The following is a 14752-nucleotide window of genomic DNA, read 5'->3' as shown; positions in this document are numbered from 1 at the left end:
CTACGCAAGATGCCAGTTCTACGCAAGATGCCAGTTCTACGCAAGATGCCAGTTCTACGCAAGATGCCAGTTCTACGCAAGATTAGGATTACAAGCGTTAATAAAGCGATCGCACCTTTTTTATTAAGTAATGTTAAGCTAAAATAGCAGTAAATTCAGACAGATTCAGAAGCCTGTCATAGCCTAGCTAGGCACTCCCCAAGGTAGGATTAACCCCTAAGATTAATCAAAATTCTCCGAGATATCAGTAAGGATTGACAAAAGCAATCACTACTCTTTTTATTAAGCAATGTTAAGCTAAAATAGCAGTGGTTCAAAGGGATTCACCAAGCTAGCCATATACTGGCCTAAGCCTTGCTCAGCATAGGATTTATCCCTCGGATTCATCCCTCGGATTCATTACAATTTTGTTAGCTATCAGTAATCATTGATGAAAGCGATCGCCTGGGTTTTATTAAGTATAGTTAAGTAGTTTTAAATAAAGTTACGATTAAACCCCGAAAATGTATTTATCTTCAGGATTGTATTAGGATAAATACAGACAGGCGAAACAAGCCTGCTGAACCTAGATAATCAAATAAACGCAATCATCCGAACATGACTACCGCATTAAATCAGCGTAACGCTAACGTGTGGGACCGGTTCTGCGATTGGATCACTTCCACCAACAACCGCCTATATGTAGGCTGGTTCGGTGTACTGATGATCCCCACATTGCTAACCGCTACCATCTGCTTCATCATCGCCTTCATCGCTGCTCCTCCTGTGGACATCGATGGCATCCGTGAGCCCGTTGCTGGCTCCTTGATTTATGGCAACAACATCATCTCTGGTGCTGTTGTTCCTTCTTCTAACGCCATTGGTTTGCACTTCTACCCAATCTGGGAAGCAGCTTCCTTAGATGAGTGGCTCTACAATGGTGGTCCTTACCAGCTAATCATCTTCCACTTCCTTGTTGGTATCTTCACCTACATGGGTCGTCAGTGGGAGCTGAGCTACCGTCTAGGCATGCGTCCTTGGATCTGCGTTGCTTACAGCGCTCCCTTGGCTGCTGCTACTTCTGTGTTCCTAATCTACCCCATTGGACAAGGTTCCTTCTCTGATGGTATGCCTTTGGGAATCAGCGGTACCTTCAACTTCATGTTCGTGTTCCAAGCTGAGCACAACATTCTTATGCACCCCTTCCACATGCTGGGTGTAGCTGGCGTATTCGGCGGTTCACTGTTTAGTGCTATGCACGGTTCTTTGGTGACCTCCTCCTTAGTGCGTGAGACCACCGAAACCGAGTCTCAGAACTATGGTTACAAGTTCGGACAAGAGGAAGAAACTTACAACATCGTTGCAGCTCACGGCTACTTCGGTCGTTTGATCTTCCAATATGCGTCCTTCAACAACAGCCGTTCCTTGCACTTCTTCTTGGGTGCTTGGCCTGTAGTAGGCATCTGGTTTACCGCTCTGGGCATCAGCACCATGGCGTTCAACCTCAATGGCTTCAACTTCAACCAGAGTGTTATTGACTCTCAAGGTCATGTAATCAACACTTGGGCTGATGTACTAAACCGCGCTAACCTAGGTTTCGAGGTAATGCACGAGCGTAACGCTCACAACTTCCCTCTAGACTTAGCTGCTGGTGAAGTTACTCCTGTTGCTTTAACTGCTCCAGTTATCAACGGCTAATCTAAATTTGGCTTAATTGGCTGAGTTTGAGAAAAGCGCTCTCCGTTTGGGGGGCGCTTTTTTATTTGGAAGTTAGAAGTTAGAAGTCAGAAGTTAGAAGTTTGAAGTTTGAAGTTTGAAGTTTGAAGTTGCGTAGGGTGCGTTAGGGGTGCCCTCATTTTCTGCCTCGTAGCCAGGGTTAGGAGAGTGCGCCCCGTAACGCACCACTGGGTCAAACAGCAAAAATGAGATCTACCAATTCATTCACCCTACAAGATAAAAAGTATGGGTAGGTAAAATATAAAGGTGAAGACACCATCCCGATAAGATACTGGTGCAAGTCTGTGGGTGCATCTATAAACTTTATGGGAAAGAAAAACCACAAAAAGGCAATTCGTAGCTTGAATCAGCGCATTGCTGAACACCAAGAAAAGATTAAACTAGAGTATGAAAAGGACTTTCCCGATCAAGGTTTAATAAGGCATTGGGAAACTGAGATTCGTGCCTTTGAGAAGGGAATTCAGCAAGCACTAAAACGATTGGGGAAATAATTATGCAGATTCGCGACCGCTCCATTCCTATTACTAGCAATATTCTCAAAACATTAATTACAGAATTAGGCTCAGAATGCCAAACGGTTACCGCTTTAATCTATCAGCTTCAGTCACCTCACCTCAGTGCTAGACAACAAGCTGAGATTTTGGCAGAATTGCTGGCTGCTGCAATTCATTTAAATGTTCATTGTGGAGAAGACTTTCAAACACTTATTGCTCAGGAGATGGAAAAATTACCGGATGATGATGAACAGGAGGAAATCGGGATTTGAAGTCAGAAGTCAGAAGTCAGAAGTTTGAAGTCAGAAGTCAGAAGTCTATTCTTTGAGTTTTTTGACGGTGGTGACTAATATTTTAATAATTTCTTCAGTTTCTTGGATTAGTCCTTTGAACTTTTCTAATGATACCAGCTCGGCTTCTATTAGAACCTCTAACCAATATTTTGTTTCTCTTGCTTCCTTGAGAGCAATTTCATATTTACTGATAAAATCTCTGCGGGATTGGGCTGACTTAGCTTCACTACAATTAGCTCCGATAGACGTTCCTGACCTTAATAACTGATTTGCTAAGGTTCTAGGAACTTTAGATTCTTCTTCTAACCAAATGCAAGCTTTGACTATTTTAACCGCAAACTTCTTTGTTCTGTCCTGAATTTAAACTTGTTGATCACTCAAATTATTTCTTCAAACTTCAAACTTCTGGCTTCATCCAGTTCTCCCGGACACGCACACTACACGAAAACCAACATCGTAGTCGCGGAGGCCGCGCCAATAGTCGTAGTTGCGAATCGCAGAACGGCAGAAATAAGGATTGTCGTACCATGAGCCGCCCCGCAGCACTGAATACGGGCTTTTATCCTCATTTTTTAATGAATTTGGCTGATTGTCACCATTGACATTTTCTCCTTCATTATTATCAATCCAAGCACTGCCGTCAGTGGGCGCACCTTTGTAGTTATCATGCCAATCATCAGCGCACCATTCCCAAACGTTCCCGTGCATATCACTGAGTCCAAAAGAGTTGACGACTTCAAAATAGCCTACTGGTGTTGTTTGCTCACGGTATTCTCCTTTTGGCCCTCTACCATAAGATCCTGACGATCCAAAGTTTTTATTATCCGTCCCGCGATAATTAGCCAAATCTGTTGTAATGGTTTCTCCGAAGTGGAATGGGGGATAGGACTCTCCGTTTTCGAGGTTAAGGGGTTTTGTAAACCCTCGACAGGCATATTCCCATTGCGCTTCAGAAGGTAGTCTATAGTCCCTTCCTGTTAACTTAGAAAGCCGGTCACAGAACTCTACTGCATCATACCAATTGACTCGTTCAACAGGTCTTCGCCATCTATCTATCCCTTGATAGGGCTCTTTAAAATGAGAGGGGTCTGGATCTAAATCTTTATTCACCTTAAGGTCAGATCGAGATGCGATCGCTTTCCATTGAGCTTGAGTAATCGGGTAACGTCCCATTAAAAACGAGGAAATAGTTACATCATGTTGGGGTCTTTCATTGCCACGACTCCCTTCTTCACTCTCCGGTGCCCCCATGGTAAAGGTTCCATCAGGGATTAAGACCATTTCGAGAGGGATACCGTCTATGTATTCTCTGTAGCCTCGAAAGGTTTGTTTTGGGCGTTTTATGGTCAGTTTGGCCATAATTCTTCAAACTTCTGACTTAAAACTTCTGACTTTATCCAGCGCACACTACACGAAAACCATAAGTGACGTCGACGCGGTAGTCGCGCCTAAGGATGTCGTAGCGAATCGCAGAACGGCAGTAATCAGGATTGTTGAACCAGGAGCCGCCCCGCAGCGGCGATTTTGGATTATTTTCGTCATTTGTGGCTGAATTTGAATTATTTTCACCATTGACATTTTTCGCTTCATTCTTATCAATCCAAGCACTGCCATCTTTGGGCGCACCTTTGTAGTTATCATGCCAATCATCAGCGCACCATTCCCAAACATTCCCGTGCATATCATATAACCCAAAGGGATTCGGAGAAAATTGACCCACAGGGGTGATTCCCCCGCTTCTTTTTCCTGGTGGTTCATCCCGATAAGTTCTTGAGGCATCGTAATTGGCTAACTGTCCGGTAATCGTCTCTCCAAAGTAGAATGGGGGATAGGATTCTCCACTGTCAAGTTTGAGAGGTTCTCTAACACCTCGACAGGCATATTCCCATTGGGCTTCGGAAGGCAGTCTATACTCCCTTCCTGTTAGCTTAGAAAGGCGGTTACAGAACTCTACTGCTTCATACCAGTTGATCCTTTCAACGGGGCGCTTCTCTCCTTTAAAGCTTGAGGGGTATCGATCTAAGTCTGTCTCAACTTTCAAGTCTGTCATTAATGCGATCGCTTTCCATTGGGCTTGAGTGACGGGATATTTCCCCATAAAGAAGGGTTGGAGTGTGACATCATGTTGGGGACGTTCACGACTACGGCTATCTTTTTCGCTTTCAGGGGAACCCATTGTAAATGTTCCTCCAGGGATAGCCACCATTTCCAGTTCGACATTATCGGTTAGGGTTTCAGTGAAGTAAGAGGCGGTGTAGGTTGTGGTTTTGATGATTTGTCCGCGACGGTTAACAGTCGGGGTTTGAAATGTCCACTGTTGTAATTTCTCTTCATCCTCCTCTAGCTCCTCTTCAACAACAATGATGGGGACTTCCGCTTCAAATTCAAAAGGTTCTAACTTGTCAGTGAGATCAACTCTCCCCTTACCAATCTCATTTCTCTCCCGTTTGCCTTGCGCTACTTTTTCACTGAGTTCCTGTGCAAAATTGGCGTATTCTCCTCCCCAAGTGGTGAGAACTGCTGCTTTGACTTCGGCAAAATAGAGGTCTCGATCTGCAGCAATACCTGGAACAGACCCGGCTGGGTTGGGAATCAGTGCTGGAAAATCCCGGAGACTACCATAATGGTGCTCTATGAAATCTCCAATTTCCCGCCAAATCTCTGTGGTGCGTTGAACTGGACTATTTCCTAGCAGTAACTCCCGGATTCCCGGACGAAATTCATACCAAGTTTCGGGAACAGTTGCCTGCTCTGGCCCCAAGGAAGACTTTTGGATAAGACCACTAAAAAAAACTTCTGCCAGATGCCAGTGTTCGCTATCCGGTAAAAACCACTGTTGTGCCAAGCGCATCACTGGAGGAATCAGGGGAACAGCAGCCAGAACTTCAGCAAGTTTTCGGGCTTTGGGGCTAGCATTAGCCAAGAATCCTCTCAGTAACTGTTGGGGAGTTTCCGGCACTGATTCAGGTTGTTCCGACCTTTGCTTTTTAGGATTCGTTGTGGCTGTTTCGGGCTTATCCTGTCTAATTAAAACCCCTTGAATCGAATTGCTGCCACTCCCGGTGGTAAAATTCGCCCAAGTGCTAAAGTGGTTAACGGATAAATTGAAAATTGGAAATTGATATAACCTAGCAGTTGTACGAAGCCTAGCTCCTACTTGTAACATGGAGTTAGGGGACTCTGCCTGACTAGCAATCAATGGTCGTTGAATTGCCTGATCTAGACCTGTGCGCTGCCATAGGGTTTGAGGAAAAACATGGGCAATACTAACAGGATGCTGTTCTCCTAATTCTGCTAAAACCTCAAAGGCTTGACCGGAATACCAAGCTTTTCCCAAAGTATCCGTTAAGGCAATAAAGAGCCGATGTCCTCCTGGTGCGATCAGGCTACGAACACTCCGTTCCATACGGTCAATACTTGAAAACAATTGGGGTGTAGGTTCTGTTGTATCGAAGTTCCAAATCCGGACATCCCGGAAAAACCCTTGCCAGCGAAAAAGCGTTGCCACCCCTTCCGCTAAATCTCCCCAAAATGCCATTGAAGGGGAGCAATCAATCAATAAATGTACCTCAAACCATCGCTCTAGGGGAGAACGAAATGCCACCATTGGCAATCCATCAGCTTCGGCGGTTTGTTCAACGGTTGCCTCAATATCCAGTTCATTGGCTACCAGTCCAGAAATACGCTTAGATAAGGGCAACAGTGCCTTACTGATTTCCCTAGGTTTGGGTAAGGGAAAGGGATCAGGAACATGAATAGGAGAGCTGTAATTACTGGAGGATGATTCGGGTTTTTCAGGGGAAGTCGGGGCATGGTCGGACGGTTGAGGATAAGTCCGAATCGGTATATGTTGTTCTTCTTTTTCCCTTACTGAGGGAGGAATATTTGGATAATCGTCTGAGGGATTTTCAGTGGATGATTCCGGATCAGAATGGTGTACATCCTCTGGTGGTTTGATGTCTTGAGACAATGGAGGAGCAACAATACGATCTACGTGAGCCAAGCACCAGATCAGCTCTGCCACTTCTCTATCATCTTGCCACCATTGATTTGTTTCACTCACCATTTCCCCCTGACCTCACAGTGATTTGAAGATAGTATTCAATACATCTTTCCGTTTTTCTTCAGTCAGGTCATCTCCTTGTAGTAATAAATAGATAGCATTCAACAATTGATCCGTTGCTAACTTTGTCTTTTTTGTGTCTCTTGCGTTAATCCGTCCCAAAAATTCCTTGATTAATTTCCGAGCTGGCTCATCCAGTTGCTTTAAATGGGTGGCATCAAAGCGATTTTCTAAAATTTTATAAAAACCCTCTTCGGTATCAGGTTGCTTGAGAGATAACCGTAGACATCGGCGTAGAAAGGCTGGTGGAAACTCCCGTGCTTCATTACTGGTCATCAAGACTAAGGGAAACTCTTGACATTGAATTAATCCTTTGTAAACCGAAATTTTTTCATCACTATCATCCCCGTGACTTCGGTAAGGAAGTACCTTTTGGAAGTCCCTGTTTAAGCGACTCAGTTCTGGAATCTCAAAAAATCCTTCCTCAAATATATGTAAGAGATCATTGGGCATATCAATATCACTCTTATCAATTTCGTCAATTAACAGCACTGCGGGTCTACCGGGTTGAGATTGATGAAATGCCATACCCATTGGTCTTAATCTTAAATAGTTACCAATGTCAGGCTCTTTTATTCTCTCTGTATTACCAACTTGTTGCTTCAGTAAAGACACTTCTTGTAATCGCCCAATGGCATCGTAGGCATACAGACCATCTTTCAAAGTAGTCCGAGAAACAATTGACCAGCGGTAAGGCCCCGGTAGTCCCAATTCAGCTGCGACTGCATAGGCTAAGGATGTTTTGCCGCTACCGGGATTTCCTTCAATCAGTAAAGGGCGACGCAAACACAATGCGGCATTCACCAATTCTACCGCTTGCGTGCTCGGAACAAACCCCAATGCCCTTGGATTAATCTTTTTTTTGTTGTCTTGGGGACTCTGTGATTTTGCTTGTTTAACCCATTCATCAACTGACAGACCAAAGGTGCGCCAAGGCGGGGGCGGTGGAATACGACTCAGATGCTGTTGTTTTTGTTCTGGGGTTGGTAAACTTTCCGCACTGAGGGTTAAGCCCCGGTAGATGCGAGGATCCTGATTTTCAGGTGTCGGGTTATTTGCCATTTTAGTCCACCAGGTCTGTTTTCAAGGGTTGCAAGAGTTCAGAAGGCTTAGAATTTAAATCATCCCAAAAAAGGGTTACCTCCAAACCCTTTTTATTTTTTCGTAAATCACGTATTTTGTTAGGCCAATCTTGCCATTCTGATATCTTTAGAGCTTTACCCTTAATGAGATTAATAAAAAAATGATTGTCATTACGATTCCAGACAGCAATGGGTAAAGCTTCTTCAATAATTGTCATTACTAATTCTGAGGGGGATTTACCCCGGTAAAGATCATAGGATTCAAATTGCTCTAATAACGTATCAAAATCTTGGTCTATTTCTAGTTCCTCAATATCCTCGTCATAAAATTCATTAGGATACTGATTATGATCACCCCATAAAACTATTTTTTTTGTGTTAATATTGTCGCTAATTTCGTTATAGTCTTCATCAAAATGTCTTTCATATGAATTAATAAATATTGGATATTCGTTGCCTAAAGCTCTTCTTCTTTTACCATATTGAAAACATATAGTTTCTACTGGAGTATTAAAATAACCAAAAGGCATAAAGAATTCGAGAGCGAGATTAACAGATTTACCTAACGATTCAGATAGACTATAACGTACTATACGAACTAAATTTGACAAGCAATCATTTTGTTTGAGGCAAGTTAGTAGAGCTTCACTCTTGTCACCGTCATTTGGTTCAATAACTTCCGGTTCCAGTCGTAACATCTCTGGATACTTAGCAAGTATGCAATTGTCACTTTCAATCCAAAGGTTCATATTTACAAGAAACGAGCCGGAGAGTTCACCCGTATTATACTCTTGGTCTAGTTCAGGTTCAAGTTCAATTTGAAGCCGGAGAGCTTTATTATCAAGACGCTGTTTGAATTCATGAAATGAGTTGTCTACAAACTGGTTTATTTTATCTAAATCTATACCTTTTCTATAGTCACAAACTTCAGATTGCCAATCTTTAATGTATTGGGCAAGTTTAGGCTTGTAATTTCTAGGATGACGTTTATCATCAAATCTAAGCCTACACCATTCTGAACAAGCAATCAGTGGGCAAACCCCTTGGTAAACTGGTTGTTCTGAAAACTCATTTAACTTTTCTAGAAGACTTGTCTCGTCTAAGACAAATTTTTCAAGAAGCTTTCTACTTAAAATAAAAGAATTAACAAAATATAAACTTTTTTCAGTTTCTTTTTTTAAAATACATAATAATTTTTTGACTAACTCATCGCGTTTTTCGTCCCATGTCTGCCAAGTCTTAGGTAAATAGGGAAAAAAATGTGGTGAAGTCTCAGAACCGGAAGTGCTATATTTTACATTTTGTTCTGTAGAGTTAATTTTCTGAGTAATTTTTTCACAAAGCTTACTCAGGTTAATATATCCGTCTTGAATCTCGCTAACCATCCAGTCCTCAAGAAGGATGTTTTCAAGAGCCTGGGAGAAGACACCTTCTGCCACTACTTGCTTGGCACGACAAGCAGCAATAACATGAACATCAATGTTGTTTCCCCCTTCGACTTTTTGGTGTTGGTTCATTGCTTGTGAAACATAATTTATGATATCCCCTGCACCACTTTGGGAAAAACAAGTATCGATAATGTAGAGAATTTGTGATATTTTTACTCCTTTATTATTTAGAGATGAAACTAAACTTTTAGTGGGTAAAGAGTTTTTTTTAAATATCTTATTATCGGTATCTTCCATCGACAGATAATGCCCTTCCCCTGGCAAATACTTACCATGACCAGAATAGTAGAAGATTACAATATCCGTTTCGCACCGCTCTTCATCTTGAAGCCAGTAGGCAAATTGTTTGATTAACTGATCTTTCTTCGGATTCAAGCGAAGATTCATCAAGGCTTCTTCATATCCAAATTTCTGAGTGAATAAATCAACAACTCTCTGTAAGTCTGTCGGAACACTATCTAAGTTAGGTATATCATCCTCTTCGTAATTACTTGTTCCACAAGCGATTAAATAATACCTGGGTTTTCCCGCCATATCCCTCGTCTACTAATCCATCAAGCCCAACTTAATAGCTTCTCCTGTTTCAGATGCGGTGAAATAGTTACTGGCATTGTGAGAATCAGATCCATTATAAACAAGCTTATCTTCCACTAACCCGTCAAATAAAGGATTTAATTCTTTTTCTAAAGCAACAATATCTCCCGCATCCGCAATGTTGATCCACCTTTTTACACTTCCCGGCCAAGACCCCAAATTAGAGACCGGTGAGGGTTCCAGACGATCAAAAATTAGCCCTTTTATCCCCAATGGGGAACCTAGAGTCACAAAAACGTCCACTGACCATTCTGGGTGTTGGCATAGGGCTTCGTAACAGACGATTGACCCGAGGGAATGACCAACCAATACACGGGTATCGTGGTCTATGGCTTCCACAATGCGTCCGCGAATTTGCTGTCTTAAGTCTGGATTATGGAAGTAATCCCGAACTTGTTTCAGAAAAGAAATCACGATTTTTTCAGCAACACCACCAAAAAACCTAGAACCACTTAAGGCATTTAAAGCTTTTTGAACACGTCTGGGTGTTGCCTTTTCTCTGGATATATCCGCTGGGCCTTTGATGTCGTCTTCTACTTTTGCTGCTTCTTCCCACCATTGCATGAGGAGTTCCTTCTCCCAATCCGAGTCAATATCATTAGCTTCATAGTTAGGTATCCCCATTCCTGATTTTGAGCGACCTCTGAACAGGTCTCCATAAAAGGCACAGTGGAATTCATCATCAGAATCTAATCTAGCTCCAACACGCTCCAAACCATCCTTGAGGGCTGGTAGCCACTTAGCATAAATTGTATTACTACCTTTAAATTCTTGATTAATCCCATGAACACCCACAATCTTAGCCATACCATTAGCTACCTATCTGTGTAAGGATTGCTCCAAATAATATAATATAGCACTACCCATTAAGGTGTTTTACAGGGTGCATCTGAATGCATGCTGTTTGAACCTGTGGTGGGTTACGGGACGGACTGTTCCAATACTGGCTACTGATAAAATCAGAGGCTTTCCGTCTTATCACGCACCCTACTGGGGTGGCACACCTAAAAATGTTTGTTGGGTAGAGCGGTAGGGAAACCCAACAAAGCGTTACTGGTGTTGGGTTTCATTCTTCAACCCAACCTACGCTTATTGCACCATTTTAAATGTGTCGGTCCACTACCCAACTAACTTCTGACTTCAAACTTCTGACTTCTGACTTCAAACTTCTGACTTCTGACTTCTGACTTCAAACTTCCGACTTCTGCTATACATGATCAAGCGATGCAGCGCCGCCCAAGGGGGTTTCCCCCACTCGCTATTGCATCAAGACATCGTTAAATAAAACAAAAGAAAATACTTGTAATTTACCAAACATCGTACACTAATTCAAAAGTGTGACTACCGAGGGCAAGATGGGGTTTGACCGGCTGCTGGCATAGGAATCAAATTCACTATGGAAAATGCACTTGATAACCCCTGTGAAAAAGCTGCGGGTATGAAAACGGCTATGAAAAAAATTAAGGACTAAATCAGGTTAAGACATGGAACCAAAACTATAGTTATAACAGGGAATAATCTACCCGGTTATAGAAATAATTTACTCGTATTTTAGTTAAAAAAATAAAATTGTGTAGACAATTTGGCTTGCTTTTGGTTTAGATAATTTGACAAAATAAACGTATGATTGCCAGTTGCGATTACTACTTGTTATTACTAGATAGTTTTCGATGCCAGTAAGTTCAAATAGTTAATATATATATACTTCTTAATAAAGTCCTCTCTATCTCACTAAGTGATTTCCATTACTTCCATGACACTAAACCAGGTTTTAGGGTTCTTGCTCATAGTTACCGTCTGTCCTATCTTAGGCGGACTACCTCTGATTGCCTGGATTACCCGTGTACTGACAAGGCATAACCTAGCCCAGGTCGGTACTGGTAATATATCAGTTTCAGCCGCCTTTTACCACGGAGGAAATCTGGTTGGTGTTTTGGCAGTGCTCTCAGAGGCAGGAAAAGGAATTGCCGCAGTCTTACTAGCTCGCCACTTCTTTCCCAGTGAATCAGCCTGGGAATTGATCGCTCTAATCATGTTGGTGTTAGGTCGTTACTGGATAGGCAAAGGTGCAGGGACGACCAATGTAACTTGGGGAGTATTATGCCATGACCCCATTTTGGCATTGCTAGTATTTTTGATTGGAGGGATTAGCTTTACCATTTTCCGCAATCCCAAACAGGGCAAACTGGTGATTTTAGTCTTGTTCCCTGTAATTCTGGCTTTATTGCATCCCCAGGATTTCTCCAGAATTGTAATTGCCACCATCTTGAGTCTATTATTAGCTTGGATTTATCAAAAAATTCCCGATGACTTAGACCTTCCGAGTGGGGAAACTCAAGCAGAATCTAAGAAAGTGTTTCATTTTTTCCAAGGCGATAGTGCCGTAATTTCTCTGGACACCAAACTAGACCCTAAAAAAGTTGGGCAAAAAGCTGCCACCCTATCCCAGCTGAAGCGTTCTGGTTACTCAGTACCTGTGGGCTGGGTACTGCCTCCAGGGGATGATCCAGAACCGTTGATCAAATACCTACCCGTTTCTGAATCTGAACCCCTGGTAGTGCGTTCTTCTGCTATAGGAGAAGATTCAGCCCAGGCTTCAGCCGCAGGGCAGTATCAAAGCATCTTGCAGGTGACTAGCTCAGCCGCACTACTGGATGCCATTAATCGAGTCTTAGAGTCTTATCGTAATCCAGTAGCGGCACAATACCGTCGGGATCAGCAACTGCCAGATACAGCTATGGCTGTGCTCATTCAAAAACAAGTCAAGGGGGTTTTTTCTGGGGTTGCTTTCAGTCGTGACCCTATTTCCCAACAGGGAGAAGCTGTCGTGGTCGAAGCCTTACCTGGATATGCTACACAAGTTGTATCGGGTAAAGTAACACCAGAGCAGTACCAAGTTTATTTCCAGAAATCAGGGCAGCAAGAGGATTCAGCAGAAAGTTTGGCCTCCTCACGGATTGAAGGGAGTGGTGATGTCCCCCCAGCCTTAATCAAACAAGTGGCGCTCTTGGCACGTCGGTTAGAAGACTATTACCAGGGTCTTCCCCAAGATATTGAGTGGAGTTATGACGGTCAAAAACTTTGGTTACTGCAAGCACGACCTATCACTACCCTACAACCAACCTGGACTCGTAAAATTGCTGCGGAAGTAATTCCAGGAGTAATCCGACCCCTAACTTGGTCGATTAACCGTCCCCTAACCTGCGGTGTTTGGGGAGAGATTTTTACCATAGTGCTAGGGAAGCGAGCTAAAGGAATGGATTTCACCGAAACTGCCACCCTGCACTATTCCCATGCTTACTTCAATGTTACTCTGTTGGGAGAAATTTTTAGGCGTATGGGTCTACCCCCAGAAAGTCTGGAATTTCTGACTAGGGGAGCTAAGTTTTCCAAACCACCGATAAATACCACTATAAAAAACGTACCTGGTTTACTACGATTGCTTGGTCGGGAATGGCGTTTAGACCAAGACTTTGAAGCGGATTACCAAACTCACTTTCTGCCCCTATTGAATCAGCTTTCAGCAAGAACCCACTCAGAATTATCTCCAGTACAACTCCTAGAACGCATCGACAGTATTCTGACGGTCTTGAAACGAGCCACCTACTATAGTATTCTTGCTCCCCTTAGTATGTCCTTGCGGCAGGCAGTACTCAAGATTGATGACAAAGAACTAGATAACAGCAAAACTCCAGAGGTCGATAGTATGCGAGCCTTGGCTAGGATAGCAGCAGATGCTCGCCATTTATTAAGCCACGAACAGATTATCTATGACAGTGGAGCCTCTCTGTTTGCCACCCTAGCAGAAATCCCAGATGGTTCCAGCATTTTAGAGCAGTTTGACCGCTTTCTTGAGCGCTATGGTTACCTTAGCGAAGTGGCAACCGATGTAGCAATTCCCCGCTGGCAAGAAGACCCCCGAGCTGTCAGAAAGTTGTTCGCTCAGTTTCTAGCTTATCCACTGCCCCAATCTCCAAAACCTAGAGGGCAACGCTGGAAAGCTGAAGTGGTACAAGCACGGCTGGATCTCAAAGGTCGGGTGACCCAAGTCTACTCTAAGCTGATGGCTCACCTACGCTGGAGCTTCTTGGCTATAGAGGCACGCTGGCTGCTGTCAGGTTTACTAGTTGAACCAGGGGACATTTTTTTCTTGGAGTTAGCCGAAATTCGCTCTCTAGTAGGTAGTGATAACCAGGAACTCAGACAACAGCTTCCAGAAATTGTGCAACAACGGCGGACTAAATTGGCACAGGATGCTGAGCTGACTAGCGTACCTTTCCTGGTTTATGGCAATAATCCTCCCTTACCCGCTGAGCCCAAATCTTTAGCTGGGTCTGAGCAAGGACTGCTACAAGGCATTGGTGCCAGTTCGGGACTTGTAGAGGGTTTAGTCAAAGTAGTGAAAACCTTGCAAAGTGATATCACTATTGACCAGCAAACCATTGTGGTGGTACCTTACACCGATTCCGGTTGGGCACCATTACTCGCTCGTGCTGGTGGCTTAATTTCTGAAGTAGGGGGACGTTTATCCCACGGTGCCATTGTAGCCCGAGAGTATGGTATCCCAGCCGTAATGGATATTAATCATGCCACTGATATATTACGAGATGGTCAGCGGGTCAGGATTGATGGTCAGTTGGGGACAGTTGAGGTATTGGAATAGGGAATAGGGAGTAGGGAATAGGGAGTAGGGAATAGGGAATAGGGAATAGGGAATAGGGAATAGGGAATAGGGCCTCAAAAATTATCACAATTAATTTATGAGCTATACTGCTATATTGGGTTTTAGGGAGTAGGATTCATAACTCAAATACAAATGCTATATTAAGTAATTTTTTGTGCAAAAATGATAATTTAAGTAACAAACATTTGTCATAGTAAAAACGTCATCAGTCATCTATAAAAAGTAGTTTTTTGATAATTTTTTGGTCAATTCATTATTTTCCACTATTCCCTGTTCCCTACTCCCTACTCCCTACTCCCTACTCCCTACTCCCTACTC

Annotated in this window: 11 protein-coding genes; 4 read left to right on the top strand and 7 right to left on the bottom strand. The window is 43.1% G+C overall.

Annotated elements, in window-relative coordinates; translation table 11 throughout:
• Positions 1–597: 597 nt before the first annotated feature.
• The 3 genes from psbA to AC4II3_RS24855 all read left to right on the top strand — a co-directional run bounded on the left by psbA (position 598) and on the right by AC4II3_RS24855 (position 2482).
• Positions 598–1677: a photosystem II q(b) protein gene (gene psbA / locus AC4II3_RS24865; protein WP_488009584.1), complete on the top strand. Its 1080-nt coding sequence runs from the start codon at positions 598–600 to the stop codon at positions 1675–1677.
• A 344-nt stretch (positions 1678–2021) separates the two neighbouring features.
• The gene (locus AC4II3_RS24860) at positions 2022–2207 is read left to right on the top strand and encodes a hypothetical protein (protein ID WP_008185541.1); all 186 of its coding nucleotides are present in this window, start codon (positions 2022–2024) and stop codon (positions 2205–2207) included.
• A gap of 2 nt (positions 2208–2209) precedes the next feature.
• Positions 2210–2482, top strand: coding sequence for a hypothetical protein (locus AC4II3_RS24855; RefSeq protein ID WP_488009582.1), 273 nt, complete (start codon positions 2210–2212; stop codon positions 2480–2482).
• A gap of 45 nt (positions 2483–2527) precedes the next feature.
• Here AC4II3_RS24855 and AC4II3_RS24850 read toward each other — a convergent pair whose 3' ends face one another.
• Genes AC4II3_RS24850 through AC4II3_RS24825 form a run of 6 tightly spaced genes read right to left on the bottom strand, consistent with a single transcriptional unit; the run spans position 2528 to position 10557 of the window.
• Positions 2528–2863, bottom strand: coding sequence for a four helix bundle protein (locus tag AC4II3_RS24850; protein WP_488009590.1), 336 nt, complete (start codon positions 2861–2863; stop codon positions 2528–2530).
• A gap of 51 nt (positions 2864–2914) precedes the next feature.
• Positions 2915–3862: a formylglycine-generating enzyme family protein gene (locus AC4II3_RS24845; RefSeq protein WP_488009580.1), complete on the bottom strand. Its 948-nt coding sequence runs from the start codon at positions 3860–3862 to the stop codon at positions 2915–2917.
• A 34-nt stretch (positions 3863–3896) separates the two neighbouring features.
• Positions 3897–6569: an SAV_2336 N-terminal domain-related protein gene (locus AC4II3_RS24840; RefSeq protein WP_488009578.1), complete on the bottom strand. Its 2673-nt coding sequence runs from the start codon at positions 6567–6569 to the stop codon at positions 3897–3899.
• 12 nt (positions 6570–6581) lie between these two features.
• The gene (locus tag AC4II3_RS24835) at positions 6582–7688 is read right to left on the bottom strand and encodes an AAA family ATPase (RefSeq protein WP_488009576.1); all 1107 of its coding nucleotides are present in this window, start codon (positions 7686–7688) and stop codon (positions 6582–6584) included.
• Position 7689: 1 nt separating this feature from the next.
• Positions 7690–9690, bottom strand: coding sequence for a caspase family protein (locus AC4II3_RS24830; protein ID WP_488009574.1), 2001 nt, complete (start codon positions 9688–9690; stop codon positions 7690–7692).
• 12 nt (positions 9691–9702) lie between these two features.
• The gene (locus AC4II3_RS24825; protein WP_488009572.1) at positions 9703–10557 is read right to left on the bottom strand and encodes an alpha/beta hydrolase family protein; all 855 of its coding nucleotides are present in this window, start codon (positions 10555–10557) and stop codon (positions 9703–9705) included.
• 946 nt (positions 10558–11503) lie between these two features.
• On the opposite strand from AC4II3_RS24825, the gene AC4II3_RS24820 reads away from it, so the two are divergent.
• The gene (locus AC4II3_RS24820) at positions 11504–14413 is read left to right on the top strand and encodes a glycerol-3-phosphate acyltransferase (RefSeq protein ID WP_488009570.1); all 2910 of its coding nucleotides are present in this window, start codon (positions 11504–11506) and stop codon (positions 14411–14413) included.
• Here the strand turns inward: AC4II3_RS24820 and AC4II3_RS24815 are convergent.
• Entirely contained in the window at positions 14370–14501 is a 132-nt protein-coding gene (locus tag AC4II3_RS24815) for a hypothetical protein (RefSeq protein ID WP_293113589.1), read from the bottom strand. The genes AC4II3_RS24820 and AC4II3_RS24815 overlap by 44 nt on opposite strands.
• Positions 14502–14752 lie beyond the last annotated feature (251 nt).

The organism is Moorena sp., from assembly GCF_982860115.1.
This window is presented reverse-complemented; position numbering and strand designations above follow the sequence as displayed.